The following is a 21,285-nucleotide window of genomic DNA, read 5'->3' on the forward strand; positions in this document are numbered from 1 at the left end:
TTTAATTACATGGGATGAGACTTGTAAGGAGTAATTAAGAATTAGCTAACTATACTCCCAACAACTTAATTGACTCTTTCAAAGTGGAATAGATGTGAATGACGGTTTGATCTGGCTAGATTCAGTAGTAATTATTCAAAAAAATAGGGTACACATTTAAAAATACTGTCGATTGGCCGAAGTTGTAATGATTGTTTCTTATAGAAAACAATTCTAAAAAATTAAGATGCTATTCATTTACAGTTGAATAACTTGAACTGAATCTTTCTAGTACCTACTAACTTAATTTGGAAAATGGTTTACCACATCAGCAAATATGGAAGTTGTTATGGAGAAAATTTCAGATAAATACAGGATTAAACTTAATCACAGATCAAGATCGGATCAATGTTGTTTTATGTATTTAGGTAAGTATAAATAATAACTTTTTAGAACATTATTGGTTTTAATAGAAAATATTATTATGAGAATTTGACCTTTTTGATTTTATGCAGCTAAAGGCTTACTCTTTTTATGAAATAATTTGACAGAGAATAAAGTTAGCATTAGTGACAATTTTCGCCACATCGCTTCCAGTGTTGTTGTTTATGTCAAAAATATGACTTAAATATTTAATAACTATAAATAAATATTAAAAAATGGTTGAATAAGAAGCAATTATCTATAATGATAACTAATATTCACTTGATCATTCATTCTAGGAGGTAGATCATGATTGATGTGCAATATTCCGAAAATGTCTCGATACATCAGTTATCTGATGACGCATTCTTGCTAAGAGTCAATGATGCAAAGGTTTATCAATATTTGCTCAAGCAATGTGGTAAGGAATTCGGTTGGGAACGCTCAATACAAAAATCTCAAAGTTTTTTTAACGGTGACATTGAATACCGAATTAACCTTTCCGATATCCCATTGGAAAATTTTGGGCGAGATTTTTTTATGTTGGAACCAGAACTACTCGATAACATTGCGAAAAGTTAAAACATAGCTTGATTATATGCTGTGTATATTTAGTTTTACATATTTCAGTTTTTCGCCACGTCATCCCCTTGACGTGGTCTTTTTATATAAAACTACTTTATCTAAAATAGAATCAATTCTATAATTTAGAGACTTTTTTAACTTGTAAGTAAATATAAATTAGAGGATATTTACTTAATCTTTAATCAGGAATATTCAATTAAAATTTGATAAGGTAGAAAGAAAGCTAATAGCCCACTTCCTACGCTTACCATTCCATAATCATAGTCAAGTTGATGATTTCTTTTACGGACTCTTAATTTTATTTTTAGAAGCTTCCAAAATATTAGAATTTATGCGTGTATTTTACAAACAAACGATCCTCACCAAAGTCGTTTCCATGCTTTACGTAATAATCAATACGAATATATTGTAATGCTAAGCCTTTAAAATAGGGCTGTTGAAAATTATAGTTTAAAATAATGTTTGACTCGCTTTCATGATTTTTTTTCCATCAGTTGTTTGAAAATTATCACCATAAACATATTTTATAGCCGCATTAAATCCAGGGGTATAATCTTTGAAATTATAACCATAAATAAAATGATATGATTTTTCATCTTTTTTAAAGAAACCTGTCGCATTCCAATTGATAAAGTAGGTTTCTGGTAAAAATCCATCAGGTAATGGATATGCTGATTCACCTATAATTTGTTGATAACCTAATCCGAATGTATGGTTTTTTACTTTTAATGTCTCAAGTAAGCCAATATTTTGTGCATCAATATTAAAATTATTTCCATCTTCTTGAGCATTAAAATATTTAAATTTCGAATTAAGTACATAATTTTTACCTTTCAGATTATGTTCCAAACCCAAATAATTTTTATTATATAAATTCTCCATGTTGCCATAATAATATTCTCCCTTTAAATCAGGAGAGAACTGATAACGTAAATCAATATAATTTAAGCCATCCGAGTATTCTGTCTTTCCATTTGAAGTAAAAGAAAATTTTCTAAAATCTTCTTCATTGCGAGGGGATACTTTTTCAACATGACCTATTTCTGCGTAAAGTTGATCAGTTAATTGTGACTTAAGGTTTGCACCCCAATAAGATGTTAAAAGCTGACGACTGCTATCTACGGCAGTAACAGGTAAGTCTAACCAAAGCTCACCAACATTCAACAAGGTTCGGTCATAACCCAATTTTAATGTGGCGCCGTGTTTTAAATAATCGGAAGCTTGTGATTGAGTCGCTTTATCAAACGGTAATACGGTATCAGCCATATGTTTATCTGAACTTAATCTAAAAGCATATTGAACTGAAGCATCCACACCGATTGTCAAAGGTTTTTCGGCAATACTTAATGGTGTCTCAAGCATTCGTGAGTTATAAAACAAAGAGGCAGCTTGAGACCAACTTCCAGTATCCTTTAATGCTTCATTCTCAAAATTGCGATTGATGTAGGCATTTTTTAAGGTAAATTTCCATTCTTCTTTAGCGCTTACATTATCAGCCCAAAGTGAAGTTGAAACTAATCCACTTATGAGTGAAATAGACGACAAAATAAGCTTATTACATTTAAATGTATGCATTTTTTAATTTCCATTTTGATTTGGGTTGCGCCAATCCTCGGCGCAGTTTTGCTTATTGCTGATTGACTGAAGCTTGTGTTTGAAGGGTTGATTTTGAACTTTCAGGTACATTGACCGCGACTTTAAGATTTACGAGGAAGATCGCGAATGCAGCAATCACACCAGGAATCGCAATAGCTAAGAAGTTCATTTGATGAGGTAGTTCAAAAGTGAGCAATGCGCCTGTAAGTACAGGACCAATGATTGCACCTATACGACCGATACCTGATGCCCACCCCATACCTGTTGAGCGAACAGTAGTTGGATAAAATTGTGCGACGAAAGTATAAAGAAGGATTTGAGAACCAATCGTTGCTGCACCTGCTAAAGCAATTAGGCTATAGAGAACAATTTGAGGGCTATTAAATCCTAATAGTATTAAGGCAGCAGCTCCAATTACAAACATTGAGGTAATGACGGGTTTTAAATGGAATCGATCTGCTAAAGCACCGCCTCCAATTGCACCAACCATACCGCCAATGTTCAATGCAAATAAGAACAGCATACTTGCGCCTAAAGAATATCCTGCTTGCAACATCAATTTAGGTAACCAACTTCCCAATGCGTACACCATTAATAGGCACATAAAGAAAGCGATCCAAAACATGAATGTACTAAATGCACGACCATCTTTGAAAAGGGCTTTTGCTGGTGCTTCATGATGAATATTTTCATTGAAAACCAATTGAGTATTTTGATGAATGTCTCGTGTAGGTAGCAGCTTATTGATGATCTGTTTAGCTTGTTCTTCCTTTCCAGATTTGATCAGAAATGCCAATGACTCAGGTAGGAATTTCCAAATGATAGGCAACATTAACAATGGAATCCCTGCAATCAGGAACATGATTTGCCATCCCATATCTTTGACTAACCAAGCACCTAATAATGCTGAAGTCATACCGCCAATAGCATAGCCACTAAACATAATTGCGACTAAAGTACTTCGAATTTTTTTAGGTGCATATTCCGTCATTAATGCAACAACGTTTGGCATTACGCCACCTATACCTAATCCTGCTATGAATCTTAAAATTGCAAATTCAACGGGATTGGTTGCAAAAGCTCCTAGAAATGTAAAACCACTAAATAAAGTGACACAGATCATGATGGTTTTCTTTCTTCCTAAACGATCTGATAATGTGCCGAATATCATTGCACCAAACATCATTCCAAATAGGGCAGCACTTGCTAATAATCCTGCTTGAACAGCCGTTAATGACCATTGCTGCATTAATAATGGTAATGCAACACCGTAAATAACCAAATCATAGCCGTCGAAAATAATAATTAGTAAGCACCAAAATAAAACCTTCCAATGAAATAAACTAAATTTGGCATTATCAATTGTTTCATTGATATTTACTTTTTCCATATACATCCTTCACCTCCAATTTGTGAAGCTTTGTTTTATTAATGTTTAAACTATTTTGTTATGGAGATTCAGTCAAAAACTAAATTGATATATCTTTATGTCTTTAAGGTATTGAATTTATTATTTTCTATCTAAATTTTAGACGACAAAAAGCAGAGTATAAAAATACTCTGCTTTTTTATAACAATAGGTATATTAAATAAATTGATTTATATGCTGATTAAACTCAACAGGTGCTTCAACGTTTGAAATATGCGAAGCATTAATTTCAACCAACTGAGCATTTGGTATGTGTTGCAACATCCATTCAGCATCTGTAACTGTGGTCACAGGATCATGAATTCCTGCAATAATTAAAACAGGTATCGTGATTTGTTTTAGTTCATCACGAAGATCCGCTTTAGCCAAAGCCTCACAACAATTGGCATAGCCCAGTGCACTGCCAGCACTTAAGTCGTTACATAGATGGCTGACAACTGAAGGATGACTTTGGATAAAGGGATCGGTAAACCAACGAGATGCTGCGGTTGCAGCAATTGGTTCTAAACCTTGCTTACGTACCAGTTCGGCACGATCTTGCCATGCTTGTTCCTGTCCAATCTTCGCTGCGCTATTGGCAATAATGACATGACTAAAACGCGATGGATAATGAATCGCTAACCATTGTCCAGTTAGTCCACCCATCGAGATTCCACAGAAGGTAACTTTTTCAATTTTCAAATGATCAAGTAATGCAATTACATCTTCACCTAACTGGTGCAAAGTGTAAGAACCAGTTGGCGTAGATGATGAACCGTGACCCCGAGTGTCATAGCAGATAACAAAAAAGCGATCTTTAAAATAATTAAATTGCTTTTGCCACATGCCGTAGTTTGTTCCAAGGGAATTTGAGAACACTAGAGCAGGGGAATTTGGATCACCAAATGTTTGATAATTAATATTCACATCTTTTGATTGAAAAATTGGCATATCGTATTCCTTAATCTTGCTCCACGCGTTGAATAATGAGAGCGATGCCTTGTCCCACACCGATACACATCGAACACAACGCATATTGCCCTTGAATCTGTTCAAGTTGATTCAAAGCCGTCGTCACTAATCTCGCACCCGATGCACCGAGTGGATGACCTAAAGCGATCGCACCACCATTCGGATTGATACGAACATCATCATCCGCTAACCCTAAATCACGAGTCACTGCTAACGCTTGAGCTGCAAAGGCTTCGTTCAACTCAATCACATCCATCTGTTCTAATGTCAGATTGGCTTGTTTGAGTAACTTTTTGATTGCAGGTGCAGGGGCAAAACCCATAATGCGGGGTTCAACACCCACCGTAGTGGCTGCAATGATTTTGGCACGAGGCTTAAGTTGATATTGAGCAACTGCCTCATCTGAGGCAATCAATAGTGCTGCTGCACCATCGTTAATACCTGAAGCATTACCCGCAGTAACGGTACCTTCTGCTTTCACCACACCTTTGAGTTTCGTTAATGCTTCAATCGTGGTGGATGCACGTGGATGTTCATCCGTATCTACAACGATCGGATCACCTTTACGTTGTGGAATGCTGACAGCAACGATTTCTTGTTTAAAAAAGCCTTTGGCTTGCGCTGCTGCTGTACGTTGTTGGCTCACCAAGGCAAACTTGTCTTGATCAATACGATTGATATTAAATTGTTCTGCCACGTTCTCCGCAGTCTGCGGCATGGTGTCTACACCATAGATTTCTTTCAGTTTTGGATTGATAAAACGCCAACCCATGGTGGTGTCTTCAATTTTTTGACTACGCCCAAAAGTACTATCTGATTTACCCATCACATATGGTGCACGGCTCATACTCTCGACACCACCGGCAATAATCAGATTTGCTTCACCTGCTTTAATCGCACGTGCGGCCATCGCAATTGCATCTAGAGATGAACCACAAAGACGGTTTACTGTAGTTGCAGGGACTTGATATGGCAAACCTGCGAGTAGAGCTGACATACGACCGACATTACGATTGTCTTCACCCGCTTGATTGGCACAACCATAGATCACATCATCCACTTGTTGCCAATCCACAGTTGGATTTCGTTGCATTAAAGCTTGAATCGGAACAGCACCGAGATCATCTGCACGGACAGCGGCTAAACCACCTGCATAACGTCCAAAAGGTGTACGAATCGCATCAATGATGTATGCATTTTTTAAACTCGTGGTCATGTCGCTTATCCTTTAGCCTGTGTCGCATCAATCAATTGAGCACCCGTCAACGCTTGTAGCTCCTCAAAGCTCAGACCATCCACTTTCTCAATCACTTTTAAACCTTCTGTGGTCACATCAATCACACACAGATCGGTATAGATACGATCGACACATTTCAGACCCGTTGCAGGATAAGATAGTGCTTCAACAATCTTCGGTTCGCCTTGTTTGGTGACATGATCGGTCGTGATAAAGACTTTCTTTGCACCTACAGCTAAGTCCATTGCACCACCCACAGCAGGAATTGCATCGGCTGCACCTGTATGCCAATTGGCAAGATCACCGTTGGCTGCGACTTGGAATGCACCGAGTACCGCAATATCTAAATGACCACCGCGCATCATGGCAAAGGAATCCCCATGATGGAAAAAGCTTCCACCTGTGAGCATGGTCACATACTCTTTACCTGCATTAATAAGCTCAGGATCTTCTTCACCTTTGGCCGGTGGAGGACCAAACGCCAACAAACCATTTTCAGAATGCAGAAAGACATCTTTATCGGCTGGTAAATAATTTGAAATTTTAGTTGGTAAGCCAATACCTAAATTGACATAGGCACCATCAGGAATATCTTGTGCAACACGTTCTGCAATTTGGTCACGGCTGAGTTTTTGATAGCTCATTGTTATTCTCCTTATTGCGCAGCGACAGGTGATGTTGCTTTAACAGCAACCACATGCTGGACAAAAATCCCTGGGGTAATAATGTGTTCAGGATCAAGCTGACCGAGTTCAACTACTTCAGAGACTTGAGCGATGGTGACATCTGCAGCCATGGCCATGATCGGTCCAAAGTTACGTGCCGATTTATTAAAAACTAAATTGCCCCAACGATCGCCTTTGTAGGCTTTGATCAAGGCAAAGTCAGCTTTGATTGGATATTCAAGAACGTAGTCTTTACCCTCGATATGACGGGTTTCTTTGCCTTCTGCCAATAATGTTCCAAAGCCAGTCGGTGTAAATACAGCACCTAAGCCCATACCTGCGGCTTGGATACGGCAAGCGAGATTGCCTTGTGGGACGAGTTCTAATTCGATTTTGCCTGCATGGTAGAGTTCATCGAACACCCATGAATCTGACTGACGAGGGAAAGAACAAATGATTTTACGGACTGCACCTGTTTTTAGGAGTTTGGCAAGACCATAGTCACCATTACCTGCATTATTATTGACGATGACAAGGTCTTTAACCCCGAGTTCAATCAGACCATCGATGAGTTCTGCGGGTTGTCCTGCGGTTCCGAAGCCACCAATCATGATGGTGGAGCCATTTTGGATTTGGGAGAGCGCTTCAACCAGTGAAGCTTGTGATTTGTCGATCATAATAAATTCATCCTACAATCAAGTCTTGCTGATCTGTTTTTTAGAAGATGACTGGGTCATTACAGTATTTGGGTGGGCATGAGGATTTAAAAGAATCTGAGCGATAACACCGATACAGATGCCCCAAAAAACTGAGCTAAGTCCGAGGAATTGCATTCCTGAAACCGTTGCAAGAAATGTGATTAATGCTGCATCGCGCTGATGATCATCTTTCATCGCAATCATGACATTTGTACCAATAGCCCCAAGCAGAGCTAATCCAGCTAAAGCTGCGATGAGTTCTTTGGGAAGAAGGCTAAAGAGCATGACAATACTGCCAGCAAATAAGCCACCTAAAATATAGAAAATACCGTTGGCAACACCTGCGATATAACGCTTCTCTTGGAGTTCATGGGCGTCTTTACCCATACATAAAGCGGCGGTAATTGCAGCAAGTACAATCGTAATTCCACCTACACAAGCGACTGCAAGTGAGGCAATACTTGAAGCTGTAATAATCGGTTTAGCGGTAGTGTCATAACCACTTAATTTCATAATAGCCATACCTGGCAAGAATTGCCCTGTTAAACTTACGAGAATTAAAGGTAAAGCCAAGTTTAATGTAGAGTGCCAAGTCCATTCTGGATAAATGAAATGAGGAATAGCAAAACTAAACTGCATTTCAACGGGATTCATTTTTCCCAAGAACAAACTGAGTGAAACACCACATAGCAATACCCAAAGCATGGTGTAACGTGGCGAATATCGTTTTGCTAATAAATAGCAAATCAACATACTGAATACGATGAGGGGCATGGTATTTGTGGCAACAAACAACCCTAAGCCAAACTGAAATAAAATTCCTGCCATCATGCCTGCGGCGATCCCTTGAGGAATCCATTTCAGCAATTTATCGAAATAGCCTGTAACCCCTACAATAAAAATAATGATCGCGGTGGTAATATAAGCAGCAACAACCTCATTCAAACTGATATTAGGGAATAATGTCACGAGAAGGGCTGTACCGGGTGCAGACCAAGCTGTAATAACAGGTGTTTTATAACGAATCGAAAGATAGATGCCTGCAACTGCTGCCCCAATCGAAATTCCCCAAATCCATGAGATCATCATTGAGGCTGAGATATTGGCTTTTTGGGCAGCCTGAAAAAAAATGATGAGAGGGCCTGAATAAGAAATTAAGACAGCAAGAAATCCAGCGATCGTTGATGAAATAGACCAATCATCCTTTAAATTCTTCAACAGGGTTGTCATAGTGCCTCCTTGCAAGATTTCGTGCTGTTTAGATCAGAATTAGCCCTGATCACCACCACCCACTGCAATAACACTTCCAGTCATATAAGACGATTCTTCTGATGCAAGAAAAACAATCGCGTTGACTTGTTCATCAATCGTGCCATAACGTCCCATCAGACTTCGTTCTTTGGTTTGATCTACAACCTGTTGCATCCAAACTTTTTCATCTTCGGTAAGTGGAGTTGAATTACGAGGCACTTTACGTGGTGGAGCATCTGTTCCACCAGTTGCAATCGCGTTTACACGAATTCCATCTTTCGCGTGCTCAAATGCAAGGGATGCAGTAAGCGCATTGACACCACCTTTTGCTGCTGAATAAGGAATTCGGTTGATACCACGTGTCGCAATAGAAGAGACATTTACGATGACACCGCTTTTTTCCTTCAACATTTCGGGCAATACAGCACGGCAACACCATAAAGTTGGAAACAATGAGCGATTGATTTCTTTAATGATTTCTTCTTCACTAAAAGTATCATATGGCTTCATCCAAATTGCGCCACCGACATTGTTAATCAGAACATCAACACGACCGAAATGCTCAATTGCTTGATTTACAACGGTCTGGGCGCCAATAAAAGTTTCCAAATCTGTTTTGACTGTGATCGCCACGCCATCCGAACGCATAATTTCATGGGCAACTTCATCCACCAAATCTGAACGATCAGCTAAAATCACTTGTCCATTTTCAGCAGCAATTCGAAGTGCAACACCGCGACCGATTCCTTGTGCTGCACCTGTAACAATCACTATTTTGTCTTTGAATCTATCTGGAAAAATCATGCTCACCTCCAATTTAATTAATTCGCTGAGAATTTTTCAAATAAGAAATTGGCAGGTTTAATGCCTTCTTGATCCAACCAACCACGAACAGCTTCAACCATTGGTACTGGGCCACATAAGTAAATGTCGACATCACCATGATTCAACCAGTCATTTTCAATATGACCTGTGACATAACCTTTACGTTCATGTTGACTGTCTGCGTTTGCGACGACAGTACGATACTCAAACCACGAGTATTTATTTTGAAGTTCTTCTAACTTTTCAATAGCGACTAAATCAAAGTCATTGGTTACACCGAAAACTAAACGAATAGGGTGCTCTGAACCCTTTTCTTCAAGGATTTGAAGCATTGACATAAATGGGGCAATACCAGTTCCACCTGCGAGCATTAATACTGGGCGAGTCACATGACGCAGATAGAAACTGCCAAATGGGCCAGTAAAACTCATTTTGTCGCCCGCTTTTGCATTTTTACTGAGGAACTCACTCATCTGTCCATTCGGTACATTACGAACAACGAAACCCGTTAAACGGTTGCCTGGTTTTGAACTAAAAGAATAAGAGCGTGTTTCAGTCGTATTTGGAATTCCTACATTGACGTATTGACCTGCAAGGAAATGAATCTCAGGCTGTCCATCATCAAGTTGAATATCAAAGGTAATTGTGGAGTCAGACAGATTTTCGACACGTGATAAAGTACCTTGGAACTGATGAATTTCTGTTTTGCAAACATCAGAAGAAGCTTGAATTTTGAATACACCATCTGATTTTGGGCGGCATTGGCAAGCAAGTATGTAGCCTTGTTCAGCTTCTTCAGGAGTTAAAGCATCTTCTATATATGTTTCTTCTGGCATGTCATAACGACCAGATTCACAGAATGCTCGACATGTACCACATGCACCATCTCGGCAATCCAAAGGAATATTAATCTTCTGGCGGTAGGCAGCATCAGATAAAGTTTCATCTTGTGCGACAGTAATAAATCGCGTTACACCATCTTCAAATTGAAGTGCTACATTATGGTTAGACATGGCAATCATCCTATTTAAAAATTTTGATCTGGCTAACCCAACCAAAAAATCCATTTGGCTGGGAGGCTAGTTATAGATGATAAATATCAATAACTTGATTGATATAATCGTTCTTTAACACCACATATTTACTGAGAATTTTTGGTTGCTCACCTGAAAAATCAATAACATAGCGAGACATACCAAAGTAGCTATAGTTGGTTTTGTAGCGGAAGCTTAAGGTATTCCAGTTAAAACGTACGGTGACTGTTTCGCCATTACGTTCCACAATTTCAATATTGCAGATGTTGTGGCTGGTCCGTGTATCTGGCATTGTTGCTGACGAACGTTCGGTTTTGATACGGAATACGCGATCTTCCAATCCTTGGCGGTCTGGGTAGTAAATTAATGAAATTTCAGACTGAGGATCTTCGGTGAGTTTGTCGTCGTCATCCCATGCAGGCATCCAAAAAGATGCTTCTGCTGCATAACAATTCAGCCAATCGTCCCACTGTTCATCATCGAGAAAACGAGCTTCTTGATATAGGAATTGAATGATATTTTCTAAGGTCACTTTTTCTGCTGCGGTATTCATACTGCTTCCCCCTGAAATTGAGCTGCTGCCAATCGTTTTTCGATCGCAATTGCATTTTTCATAGAGGCCAACCAGTATTGATGTTGAGCAAGATATAAGCCCTCATCTTCAGTTTTAATGCCACTCAGTTTTGGTTTTAGAGCAATTTCATTTGCTGCTTCATCGGGTCCATGGATCCAATGTTTTGAACCACGACACATGTCATTCCATTCCAGCTCTAAGCCTGCATAACCAGCTTGGCATGCGCGGAACTCTTCCAAATCATCAGGTGTCGCCATTCCAGAAGCATTAAAGAAATCTTCATATTGACGGATACGGCGAGCACGAGCTTCAGCAGATTCGCCAACAGGTGCGATGCAGTAAATAGTGACTTCAGTTTTATTTACACCCAGTGGACGGAGTACTCGAATTTGAGAGCCAAATTGATCCATCAAATAAACGTTAGGGTATAGGCATAGATTTCGTGAGCGTTCGATCATCCATTTAGACATCGCAGCCCCGAATTTCTCGGTATATTCTTCTGCTTTAGGAAAATTCGGCCGATCTTCTGGGTTTGCCCATTGAGTCCATAGCAACATATGACCATGTTCAAAACCATATGATCCACCACCTTGTTTACCCCAAGAGCCTGCACTCATTGCACGAATATTATCGCCTGCCTGAGCTTCTTTACGGTGTTGAGTCGTTGCAGCATAGTTCCAGTGAACGGCTGATACGTGATAGCCATCCGCACCATTTTCAGCGGTGAGCTTCCAGTTTCCTTCATAGGTGTAGCTTGAAGAACCACGTAAAACTTCTAAACCTTGTTCTGACTGACCAACAATCATGTCAATAATCTTGCTTGTTTCACCCAAGAATTCTTCTAAAGATGGAACATCTGGGTTTAAGCTGCCAAATAAGAAACCCTTATAGTTTTCAAACTTTGCAACTTTTTTTAAGTCATGTGAACCATCTTGGTTAAAACAATCAGAATATCCAGCATCGCTTGGATCTTTTACTTTAAGCAATTTACCTGAGTTGTTAAATGTCCAACCATGGAAAGGGCACGTATAAGTCGCTTTATTACCGCGTTTATGTCTACAAAGTTGTGCACCACGATGAGAACATGCATTGATCATTGCATTTAATTCACCGTTACGGTTACGCGCGATAATGATTGGCTGACGACCAATATAGGTGGTGTAAAAATCATTATTTTTTGGAATTTGACTTTCGTGGGCTAGGTAGACCCAGTTACCTTCAAAGATGTATTTCATCTCAAGATCAAACAAGGCTTGATCAGTAAATACTGAACGATGCAGCTTGTATTCGCCCGTTTCTTCGTTATCTACAAGTAATTCATCAATTCGATCAAGATGGCTCGTATTAATTACAGGAATTCGTGGCATGTCCGTTCTCCGACTTTCCAAGCAAGGAAGTCCTGAGCTAACAAGTTTCTATTGCTAACTCAGTTCCTATTAAGCTGAGTTATGCGCTAGCGCGACGACGATCTACTTCTGTTGAAGGTGCTGTGGCAGCGTCTTTCACGAGTTCGATATTGAACGTGATATGTTTAAAGGGTTTATCCAGACCACGACCTTGAATTTCAGCTTGATCAGATACATCAATCGCGGTTGCCACTAAGCCATCACGTGTCGCAAAAGCAAAGTCATCCCATAAATATTGATCACCCTCAATGTTGAATTGAGTTGTTAATTTGCGGAAACCTGGTGCAGATACAAAATAATGAACATGAGAAGGGCGGTTGCCATGACGACCTAATTTGTTGAGTACAAATTGGGTTGTGCCTTCTGGTGGACAGCCATAACCTACAGGCATCGTGGTAAGCGCTACGTATTTGCCCTCAGCATCAGCCAAAATAGTACGACGTAAATTAAAATCGGATTGAGACTTATCGAAGAAAGAGTAGTTGCCTAAACTATTCGCATGCCAAACTTCAACCTTGGCACCTTCAATCACATTACCATCAGTATCAGTGACTGTACCTTCAATAATTAATGTGTCGATTTTGTCTGATTCAGAACCATCGTCCATACGTGCAAAACCAACTGATTCAGGTGCACCTGCAACATAAAGTGGACCTTCAATCGTACGAGGCGTACCGCCTGAAATATCTGCTTTGGCATCAGCTTCATCAGCACGTAAATCTAAATAATGTTCTAAACCCAAACCTGCGGCAAGTAAGCCTAATTCATTGGCTTGACCTGCATCTGTAAAATATTCGAGACCTTTCCATACTTCCGATGGTTGGATATCTAAATCTTCAATCGCTTGAAATAAATCACCTAATAAACGAACCACAATCGTTTGAACGCGTTGATCAACTTCAGCAGTTGCAGTATCAACATTCATTTGTTTAACTAGCGTATCGATATCCTGACGGTTCATACTATTTCTCCTTGAGTATGCTTATAGCGTTAGTAGCGGGGGAATCACCAAATTATTTATTGAGATTTTGCCTTGCTACATTCCTTGTTTTAGCCTAGCGCTGAGAGGGTGTTGAGAACCTCAGAGCAATTAGATTCATATACGTTAATGATCATCTTCCCGAATCGATGATGGGTGACGATTCAACGCCATCACTTCAATATTCATGTAGGGATATAAAGGAAGACCTTGTAAAATTTTGTGCAGCTCTTCATTGCTTTCGACATCAAAAATACTGATGTTTGAATACTGACCTGTAATCCGCCAAATATGACGCCACTTGCCTTGACGCTGTAAATCTTGCGAATACGCTTTTTCTACCGCTTTAATCTGATTGGCTTGTTCAGCAGGCATCTCCACAGGAAGATGCACATCCATACGAACTTGAAATAACATGCGCTTTCTCCCTTAAGCCTTACGACGCAACTGCTCGATTTTGTCTTCATCAATATCGATGCCTAGACCTGCAGTATTTGGCACCACTAATTCAAAATTTTCATATTGCAAAGGTGTTTTTAAGATATCTTCAGTGAGCAACAATGGCCCAAACAATTCTGTTCCAAACGCAAGGCTGTCAAAGGTGCTAAACGCATGTGCTGAGGCAATGGTTCCAATCGGACCCTCAAGCATCGTGCCCCCATAAAGATCAATCCCTGCAAGTTTTGCAATTTTTGCCACTTCACACGCTTCAATCAGACCGCCAGACTGTTCAACTTTTACGGCAAACACATCTGCCTCATGTTGTTGTGCTAAACGATAAGCACTGTCAGGACCTGTTAATGCTTCATCAGCCATAATCGCGACATCAAATCGTTGGGTTAAACGTCCAAGAACGTTGGTTTGCTCAATTGCACAAGGTTGTTCAATTAAGTCAATGCCAGCATCTTGTAACTGTTGAATACCTTGGATACATTCCAATTCTGACCATGCACGATTTACATCGACACGAATACTGATCTCTGTACCTAAAGCCTTTTTAATGGCAATTACATGATCAACATCATGTTGTAGAGGATTAGAACCAATTTTTAACTTGAAAATATTGTGGCGTTTTAGCTCAATCATTTTCTTTGCTTCAGCAATATCTTTATCTGTATCGCCAGAAGCTAAAGTCCAAAGTACAGGCAAGCGATCACGCAAACGACCACCTAAAATTTCACTTAAAGGGAGGTTTAATTGTTTTGCTTGAATATCAAGAAGTGCTGTTTGAATGGCACATTTTGCAAATCGATTTCCATTAATACTTTTGCGAATTAACGTTAAAGTTTGTGCCACATTCAATGATTTTTTGATCGAAAGTAACAAGGGTGCAAAATAAGTATCGATATTTGCTTTTACACTTTCAGGACTTTCTTCACCATAGTTAAGCCCACCAATTGTGGTGGCTTCACCCCAACCAACCACACCATTTTCTGCTGTTACTTTGACCAAAACTAAAGTTTGAGTCTGCATCGTAGTCACGGAAAGCTTGTGTGGACGAATGGTTGGAATATCAACTAATATTGTTTCGACAGATTTATACATTTCACACCATCACTGGTTCTTTATGTTCTTCCTATACCTTAAAAGAATGATTAAACTGTGTCTAAGACTGAATATGTATTTTTTTATACCTATTAGGTATGGAGATAAAGAATGGAACTCAGATATCTACGATATTTTGTCGCAGTGGTAGAAGAACAAAGTTTCACCAAAGCAGCGGAAAGGCTTTTCATTGCTCAACCACCATTGAGTAGGCAAATCCAAAACCTTGAAAATGAATTAGGTGTGCAACTTTTTGAGAGAGGAAGTCGACCACTGCAAACCACAACCGCAGGACAATTTCTTTATCAGCATGCACTTAAACTTTTGTCTAATGCGGAAGAAGTCAAAAGTATGACCAAAAGAATTGGTCTAATCGAAAGAACTTTAACGATAGGTTTTGTCGGTTCATTACTATTTGGCTTATTACCAAGAATCATTTATCTCTATCGCCAACAACATCCGCACTTAAATATTCAATTAGTAGAATTGAGTACCACTGAACAAATCCAAGCGTTAAAGGAAGGACGAATAGATGTTGGATTTGGTCGATTAAGAATTAGTGACCCTGCGGTGAAACGTGTTTTATTACGCAAAGAAAATTTGGTGGTCGCTGCTCATTCAAGCCATCCTTTGGCTCAAAGGGTCGAGGGCGTTCATTTAGCAGATTTAGTTGATGAAAAACTTTTTGTCTATCCAAATACCCCAAAACCAAATTTTTCGACCCAGCTTATGAATATTTTTGCGGAGCACAGTTTAGTGCCAAAACATATTCGGGAATTACGTGAAATCCAACTCGCATTAGGTTTGGTTGCAGCCGGAGAAGGAATTTGTATTATTCCAGCGAGTGCAGATACGATTCGCTTTCCACATTTATTGTATATTCCTATTTTAGATAGTGGCGCGGTGACTCCTATTTTTATTACTGCTAGAGCAATGGATAATAGCGCAGATTTACAATCACTTTTTGATTCGATTTATCAGGTTTATGATTTAGAAGGAATAGCATACGAACGCTCTGTCTTTGAATGGGCTCAAGAGAGATAATCATTCGAAAATAAACATGAATTTAAACTGATTGAATAGATTGATAAAACTATATTATTTAATTGATTATTATATTTTTATTAAGAAGGATTAAAAATAATTCTTCTTATTTTTATCAATATCTTGATATTTCATGTGGTGGATTTTTTTGAGTCATAATTAAAAAATTTTATTGATGAGTCACTTATAAAAATAACAAAGGTTTTATCTTGATGCGGTTGTGTAATGTTTGGTAGCGAATTTAAAAAATATCAATCCGATCTGTAGAATAAAAATTCACGCTTTTTTCACTTATTTCCATCTAAGTTCAAACATGAAGTAATTCAAATAAATCATTTTTCTCAGTTCAAGTTGAAGGCAAAGGAGTAACTATGACTCTCATATTGATATTGCTTAGCTTGTTGATTCAGTTTGTTGTGTTGTGGGCTGTATTTTATTTCGAACTCAATCGAACAATTGGTAGTATTGTTGCTATCGCCACCGCCATTCTCTGCGCGATTTTTATTACACCGTGGAGTTTAGTGGTTGGTATTCCCATCATTTTAATGAGTATTATTTTACTTGTTGCACCATTACGTGAAGCTTTAATTGCTAAACCTGCATTTAATATTCTTTCCAAAGCAATGCCTAGCATGAGTATTACAGAAAGAGAGGCTTTGGAAGCAGGTACAAGTTGGTGGGAAAAAGAATTATTTATGGGAGCGCCTGATTGGCAAAAGTTCGATCAATATCCATATCCAAAACTTTCTGTAGAAGAACAATCTTTTGTAGACAATGAAGTTCAACAACTTTGCGCCATGCTTGATGAATGGAAAATTCACCACAAAGATAAAAATTTACCTCCTGAAGTTTGGCAGTTTATTAAAGATAAAGGTTTTTTAGGACTAATCATTCCAAAATCATTTGGGGGAAAAGAATTTTCAGCATTTGCTCAAAGCCGCATTATGAGCAAGATAGCATCGCGTTCATTGACTGCGGCAGTGAGTTGTATGGTGCCCAACTCGCTTGGTCCCGGTGAACTATTACTCCATTACGGTACAACTGCACAGAAGCAACGTTATTTACCCGGCTTAGCGAATGGTACAGAAATTCCTTGCTTTGGCTTAACCAGTCCAGAAGCTGGTTCTGATGCGGGAGCGATTCCAGATACAGGTATAGTCTGTTATGGGTCTTATCAAGGACAAGAAGTTCTTGGTCTAAAAATGAATTTTTCTAAAAGATGGATTACGCTTGCACCGATTGCAACGGTAATTGGTTTGGCATTTAAGTTGTACGATCCAGATGGTCTATTAGGTGACAAAAGTAAAAGTGAATATGGCATTACCTGTGCATTAATACCTGCAAGTCATGAAGGGATAAAAATAGGTGCACGCCATAATCCCGGTGCGCCATTTATGAATGGAACTGTGGAAGGAACAGACATTTTTATTCCAATCGACTGGATTATTGGTGGTCAACAAAATGCAGGTAAAGGTTGGCGCATGTTGATGGAATGCCTTGGGGTTGGTCGTGGTATTTCTTTACCAGCATTAGCCACTGCTGCGGGTGAGATGAGCTACCTTTTAGTGGGTGCATTTGCTAGCGTTCGACAACAGTTTAAAGTGTCAGTTGGGCATTTTGAAGGTGTGCAAGAGGCAACCAGTGATATTGCCAGTGATGCCTATATGCTTGAGTCATTTAGATATATGGTGACTTGTGGTTTGAATCAGGGCGGGACTCCAGCCGTCATGACAGCTATGGCAAAATACTATGCGACTGAAACCATGAGAAAAGTGATTAATCATGGTATGGATGTCGTTGGTGGACGTGCGATTCAGCTAGGACCACGTAATTTTCTGGCTTTAACTTATCAATCCATACCTGTTGCAATTACGGTAGAAGGGGCAAATATTCTTACGCGTTCTTTGATGATTTTCGGTCAAGGTTCCATGAGATGCCATCCGTATTTATTTGAAGAACTGCAATTATTGCAATCAGACAATAAAGAGAGTGCTCTAAAAAAATTCAATACCTTGTTATTCAAACATCTTGCTTATACTTTTAATCGTGCTGCCAAAGCGCTTGCATTTGGTCTCACAGGGGGCAGTAAAGAAGGGTCCTCAGCAGCTGATGATTTCTCCAAACCATATTATGCAATCATCAATCGGATGAGTGCTGATTTTGCTTTGACGGCAGACATGGCATTGGGAATATTGGCTGGAGATTTAAAACGTAAGGAAATGCTTTCAGGTCGTTTAGCGGATATTCATGCACATTTATTTATTGCAACAGCGATTCTTAATTATTATGAGCATGGACAAAGAACTGACTCGGATCAAAAACATGCAGAATTAGCATTAAAAAAGGCTCTCTATAATGCTCAGGATGCATTCTTTGGATTCTATGAAAATTTCCCTGTGAAAATTGCTGCTACATTGGTGAAATTAATCAGTTTCCCATTTGGTCGACCAGTCACAAAGCCATCGGATGAACTTAAACAAGAAGTTGCTCAATTACTGCTAAAAGAGAATTCTTTTAGAGCGGAATTGAAAAAACATGTTTATTACACAACCGATGAAACAGATGTGATGGGGCGCATGGAATCAACCTTCCAAATGTTGCTAACCTTGCAGCCACTTTGGGATAAGTTTAAAAAAGCTGAATCGAAAGATCAGTTTAAAGGGCTGACTTTTGAGGAACATATTACAGATGCAGTTGCAGTGGGTTTTATTACTGCAAATGAAGCGGAACAGCTTTTAAAATATAACGCTAAACGCTACGACAGTATGCTGACTGATATATTTGATGAACATTTAGAAAATGACTTGCCACTTGAAAACCCTCATTTGAAAAGTTAGATAAGGTGATCAATAAAAAAAGCGAGATATCCAAGTCTCGCTTTTTTATCTTTTATAAATTAAATTTTTTACGATAGCGCCAAAGTGTGGTTCGACTAATATTCAGTGCTTTTGCTGCGAGTGAAAGATCATTTTGGTATTGAATTAATGTTTTCCGTATCGTTTCTTTATTGATTTTATCCGAGATCAGTAATGGTTCGTCTTCAATGATGGAGTTTGAAGGCGGAATATGTTGCTTATCAATAATTTCATCGGGTAAATCGCAAACATCTATTTCAGACTTCTCGTTTGCCATGGTCAGTGCGTAAAGGAGCGTATTTTTTAATTCACGGACATTTCCGGGCCAATCATATTGCATTAAGGTTTGTAATGCTGAATTAGATAATTTAGTCGATGTACCAAAAACATTTTGTTGTTCAGATAAAATATAATCTGCAATATATGGAATATCTTGCTTACGATCACGCAGTGGTGGAACAAAAATTGGAATAACACGCAGTCGATATAATAAATCTTGACGGAAGCGTCCAAGACGAGCTTCTTCTCGTAACGCTCGATGAGTAGCAGTGATAATACGGACATTCGCTCTAATCGATTTTTCTCCACCTAAAGGTGTAAATTCACCAGTCTCAAGAACTCTTAATAATTTTGCTTGAAGTTCTAATGGAATTTCAGCGATTTCATCTAAAAAAAGTGTTCCGCCAGCAGCACGTTCAAATACGCCTTTATGTTCTCGAATCGCCCCTGTAAAAGCACCCTTAACATGACCAAATAATTCACTTTCCAGAATATTAGCATTTAAAGCTGCGCAGTTAATTGCAATAAATACGTTATTTTTCCGCTGACTATGATCATGGATAGCCTGTGCAACCAGTTCTTTTCCACTACCAGATTCACCGCGAACTAGAACTGGGAACTCTGTAACTGCAACACGTTGAATAATGGAAAACATGCGTTGCATTTCTGGCGAATGGCTATGAAAAGTCTGCTCTAAAGTTGTGATCTTTTGATCTTGTTTTATTTTCTGTATCACTTGAGTGGATTGTAATAAATACAAGGTTCCCTCAAAGTGCTGATCGATAATTCTAATAGGATGACGATGGCAAAACAGCTCGATGGATTGAGTTGCATCACTAATCATATGTCGTCCGATTTCAAGCTCATGATGTTGTATTGTTTTTTTTAAAGTTTGAAATAACGAATTATTGATTTTTTTATCGTTCAATTCATACACAAAGCGCTGCTTAGATTGGTCTAATATAAGAAGGGAACTATCTAACATTAGGGTTTGCAATTTAAACAAAAAGCTCTCTAAATCAGCTTGAGTATAAAAATCAATCGCTTGGCGCATGATGTTTCATCATATGTTTTTCATTTGAAACAATTGAAACATATTATGCAACATTAATGAAATGGTGATTTTGTTTAAAATTAAATATTATTAATTAATATATTGTTTTATTTGAATATAATTTTTATTGCATAAAGTTGGCACTTAGTTTGCAAAATAAGAATATAACCAAACATATCGAGACAAATTGAAATGATATTCCATCAATTTTTTGAAAAAGAAAGTTCAACTTATACTTATTTGGTTGCATCTGAACAAACACGTGAAGCGGTACTGATTGATCCAGTTGCTTCTGAAATAGAAAGTTATGAACAAATGCTGAATCAGTTGAATCTCAAGTTAGTTTACAGCTTAGATACGCATGTTCATGCAGATCACGTTACGGCTGCAAATTTACTCAGAGCACGTTTTGGCTGTAAAACAGTTTTACATCGTAATTCGGGTGTAGATTGCGGCGATATTTTTATCACTGACCGCAGTGCGATTCGGGTTGGTGAATTCTTAATAGAAGCACGTTATACCCCCGGTCATACTAATGCTTGCACAAGCTATGTCATTGACAATATGGTGTTTACAGGCGATGCATTACTGATAGATGGTTGTGGTCGTACTGATTTCCAAGAAGGAAATGCTGAAACCTTATACGACAGTATCCATAAACAGATATTCACTTTACCTGACGAAACGATCGTTTACCCAGGACATGATTATAAAGGTCGTTTGTCTTCAACTGTAGGGCATGAGCGTGAATCGAACTCTCGTTTAGGTCATGGACGTAGCAAACAAGATTTTGTAGAAATTATGAAAAATCTTGATCTTCCATATCCTAAAAAGATTGATATAGCCCTGCCTGCCAATAAAGCGTGTGGGAAATAA

At 38.7% G+C, this 21,285-nt stretch carries 18 protein-coding genes and 1 pseudogene; 4 read left to right on the plus strand and 15 right to left on the minus strand.

Annotated elements, in window-relative coordinates:
- Positions 1 to 711 precede the first annotated feature (711 nt).
- On the plus strand, positions 712 to 984 hold the full coding sequence (locus tag AC0JIQ_RS06160; RefSeq protein ID WP_474202967.1) for a hypothetical protein: 273 nt from the start codon (positions 712 to 714) through the stop codon (positions 982 to 984).
- A 325-nt stretch (positions 985 to 1,309) separates the two neighbouring features.
- Here the strand turns inward: AC0JIQ_RS06160 and AC0JIQ_RS06165 are convergent.
- The 14 genes and pseudogenes from AC0JIQ_RS06165 to AC0JIQ_RS06230 all read right to left on the minus strand — a co-directional run bounded on the left by AC0JIQ_RS06165 (position 1,310) and on the right by AC0JIQ_RS06230 (position 15,177).
- Positions 1,310 to 2,562: pseudogene (locus AC0JIQ_RS06165) on the minus strand (OprD family outer membrane porin).
- Between the two features lie 52 nt (positions 2,563 to 2,614).
- Positions 2,615 to 3,979 carry an aromatic acid/H+ symport family MFS transporter gene (locus AC0JIQ_RS06170; RefSeq protein ID WP_474202968.1) on the minus strand — a complete coding sequence of 455 codons (1,365 nt, stop codon included), beginning with the start codon at positions 3,977 to 3,979 and terminating at the stop codon, positions 2,615 to 2,617.
- Between the two features lie 189 nt (positions 3,980 to 4,168).
- A complete protein-coding gene (gene pcaD / locus AC0JIQ_RS06175; protein ID WP_474202969.1) occupies positions 4,169 to 4,942 on the minus strand; it encodes a 3-oxoadipate enol-lactonase in 774 nt (257 codons plus the stop codon).
- 10 nt (positions 4,943 to 4,952) lie between these two features.
- A complete protein-coding gene (gene pcaF, locus AC0JIQ_RS06180; RefSeq protein WP_474202970.1) occupies positions 4,953 to 6,179 on the minus strand; it encodes a 3-oxoadipyl-CoA thiolase in 1,227 nt (408 codons plus the stop codon).
- A gap of 5 nt (positions 6,180 to 6,184) precedes the next feature.
- A complete protein-coding gene (locus AC0JIQ_RS06185; protein ID WP_250749864.1) occupies positions 6,185 to 6,844 on the minus strand; it encodes a 3-oxoacid CoA-transferase subunit B in 660 nt (219 codons plus the stop codon).
- A gap of 11 nt (positions 6,845 to 6,855) precedes the next feature.
- On the minus strand, positions 6,856 to 7,542 hold the full coding sequence (locus AC0JIQ_RS06190; RefSeq protein WP_474202971.1) for a 3-oxoacid CoA-transferase subunit A: 687 nt from the start codon (positions 7,540 to 7,542) through the stop codon (positions 6,856 to 6,858).
- Positions 7,543 to 7,560: 18 nt separating this feature from the next.
- Positions 7,561 to 8,793, minus strand: coding sequence for a benzoate/H(+) symporter BenE (gene benE, locus AC0JIQ_RS06195; RefSeq protein ID WP_474202972.1), 1,233 nt, complete (start codon positions 8,791 to 8,793; stop codon positions 7,561 to 7,563).
- Positions 8,794 to 8,832: 39 nt separating this feature from the next.
- The gene (benD, locus tag AC0JIQ_RS06200; RefSeq protein WP_474202973.1) at positions 8,833 to 9,618 is read right to left on the minus strand and encodes a benzoate diol dehydrogenase BenD; all 786 of its coding nucleotides are present in this window, start codon (positions 9,616 to 9,618) and stop codon (positions 8,833 to 8,835) included.
- A gap of 17 nt (positions 9,619 to 9,635) precedes the next feature.
- A complete protein-coding gene (benC, locus tag AC0JIQ_RS06205) occupies positions 9,636 to 10,652 on the minus strand; it encodes a benzoate 1,2-dioxygenase electron transfer component BenC (protein ID WP_474202974.1) in 1,017 nt (338 codons plus the stop codon).
- Positions 10,653 to 10,722: 70 nt separating this feature from the next.
- Entirely contained in the window at positions 10,723 to 11,226 is a 504-nt protein-coding gene (gene benB, locus AC0JIQ_RS06210) for a benzoate 1,2-dioxygenase small subunit (RefSeq protein WP_474202975.1), read from the minus strand.
- Complete coding sequence (benA, locus tag AC0JIQ_RS06215; RefSeq protein WP_474202976.1) at positions 11,223 to 12,614, minus strand: benzoate 1,2-dioxygenase large subunit; 1,392 nt, start codon at positions 12,612 to 12,614, stop codon at positions 11,223 to 11,225. Before benA ends, benB begins: the two co-directional genes overlap by 4 nt.
- A 79-nt stretch (positions 12,615 to 12,693) precedes the next feature.
- Positions 12,694 to 13,614: a catechol 1,2-dioxygenase gene (catA, locus tag AC0JIQ_RS06220; protein WP_474202977.1), complete on the minus strand. Its 921-nt coding sequence runs from the start codon at positions 13,612 to 13,614 to the stop codon at positions 12,694 to 12,696.
- 144 nt (positions 13,615 to 13,758) lie between these two features.
- Positions 13,759 to 14,049, minus strand: coding sequence for a muconolactone Delta-isomerase (gene catC, locus AC0JIQ_RS06225; protein WP_474202978.1), 291 nt, complete (start codon positions 14,047 to 14,049; stop codon positions 13,759 to 13,761).
- Positions 14,050 to 14,061: 12 nt separating this feature from the next.
- Positions 14,062 to 15,177 carry a muconate/chloromuconate family cycloisomerase gene (locus AC0JIQ_RS06230; RefSeq protein ID WP_474202979.1) on the minus strand — a complete coding sequence of 372 codons (1,116 nt, stop codon included), beginning with the start codon at positions 15,175 to 15,177 and terminating at the stop codon, positions 14,062 to 14,064.
- Positions 15,178 to 15,288: 111 nt separating this feature from the next.
- On the opposite strand from AC0JIQ_RS06230, the gene AC0JIQ_RS06235 reads away from it, so the two are divergent.
- On the plus strand, positions 15,289 to 16,221 hold the full coding sequence (locus AC0JIQ_RS06235) for a LysR family transcriptional regulator (RefSeq protein WP_004662749.1): 933 nt from the start codon (positions 15,289 to 15,291) through the stop codon (positions 16,219 to 16,221).
- A 371-nt stretch (positions 16,222 to 16,592) separates the two neighbouring features.
- On the plus strand, positions 16,593 to 19,058 hold the full coding sequence (locus AC0JIQ_RS06240) for an acyl-CoA dehydrogenase (protein WP_474202980.1): 2,466 nt from the start codon (positions 16,593 to 16,595) through the stop codon (positions 19,056 to 19,058).
- Between the two features lie 52 nt (positions 19,059 to 19,110).
- Here the strand turns inward: AC0JIQ_RS06240 and AC0JIQ_RS06245 are convergent, their stop codons facing one another.
- The gene (locus AC0JIQ_RS06245; protein ID WP_474202981.1) at positions 19,111 to 20,409 is read right to left on the minus strand and encodes a sigma-54 interaction domain-containing protein; all 1,299 of its coding nucleotides are present in this window, start codon (positions 20,407 to 20,409) and stop codon (positions 19,111 to 19,113) included.
- Positions 20,410 to 20,601: 192 nt separating this feature from the next.
- Between AC0JIQ_RS06245 and AC0JIQ_RS06250 the strand changes: the two genes are divergently transcribed.
- Positions 20,602 to 21,285 (plus strand): MBL fold metallo-hydrolase, encoded by a 684-nt coding sequence (locus AC0JIQ_RS06250; RefSeq protein WP_474202982.1) that lies wholly within the window; start codon positions 20,602 to 20,604, stop codon positions 21,283 to 21,285.

The sequence above is a fragment of the Acinetobacter sp. FB genome (assembly GCF_056033405.1).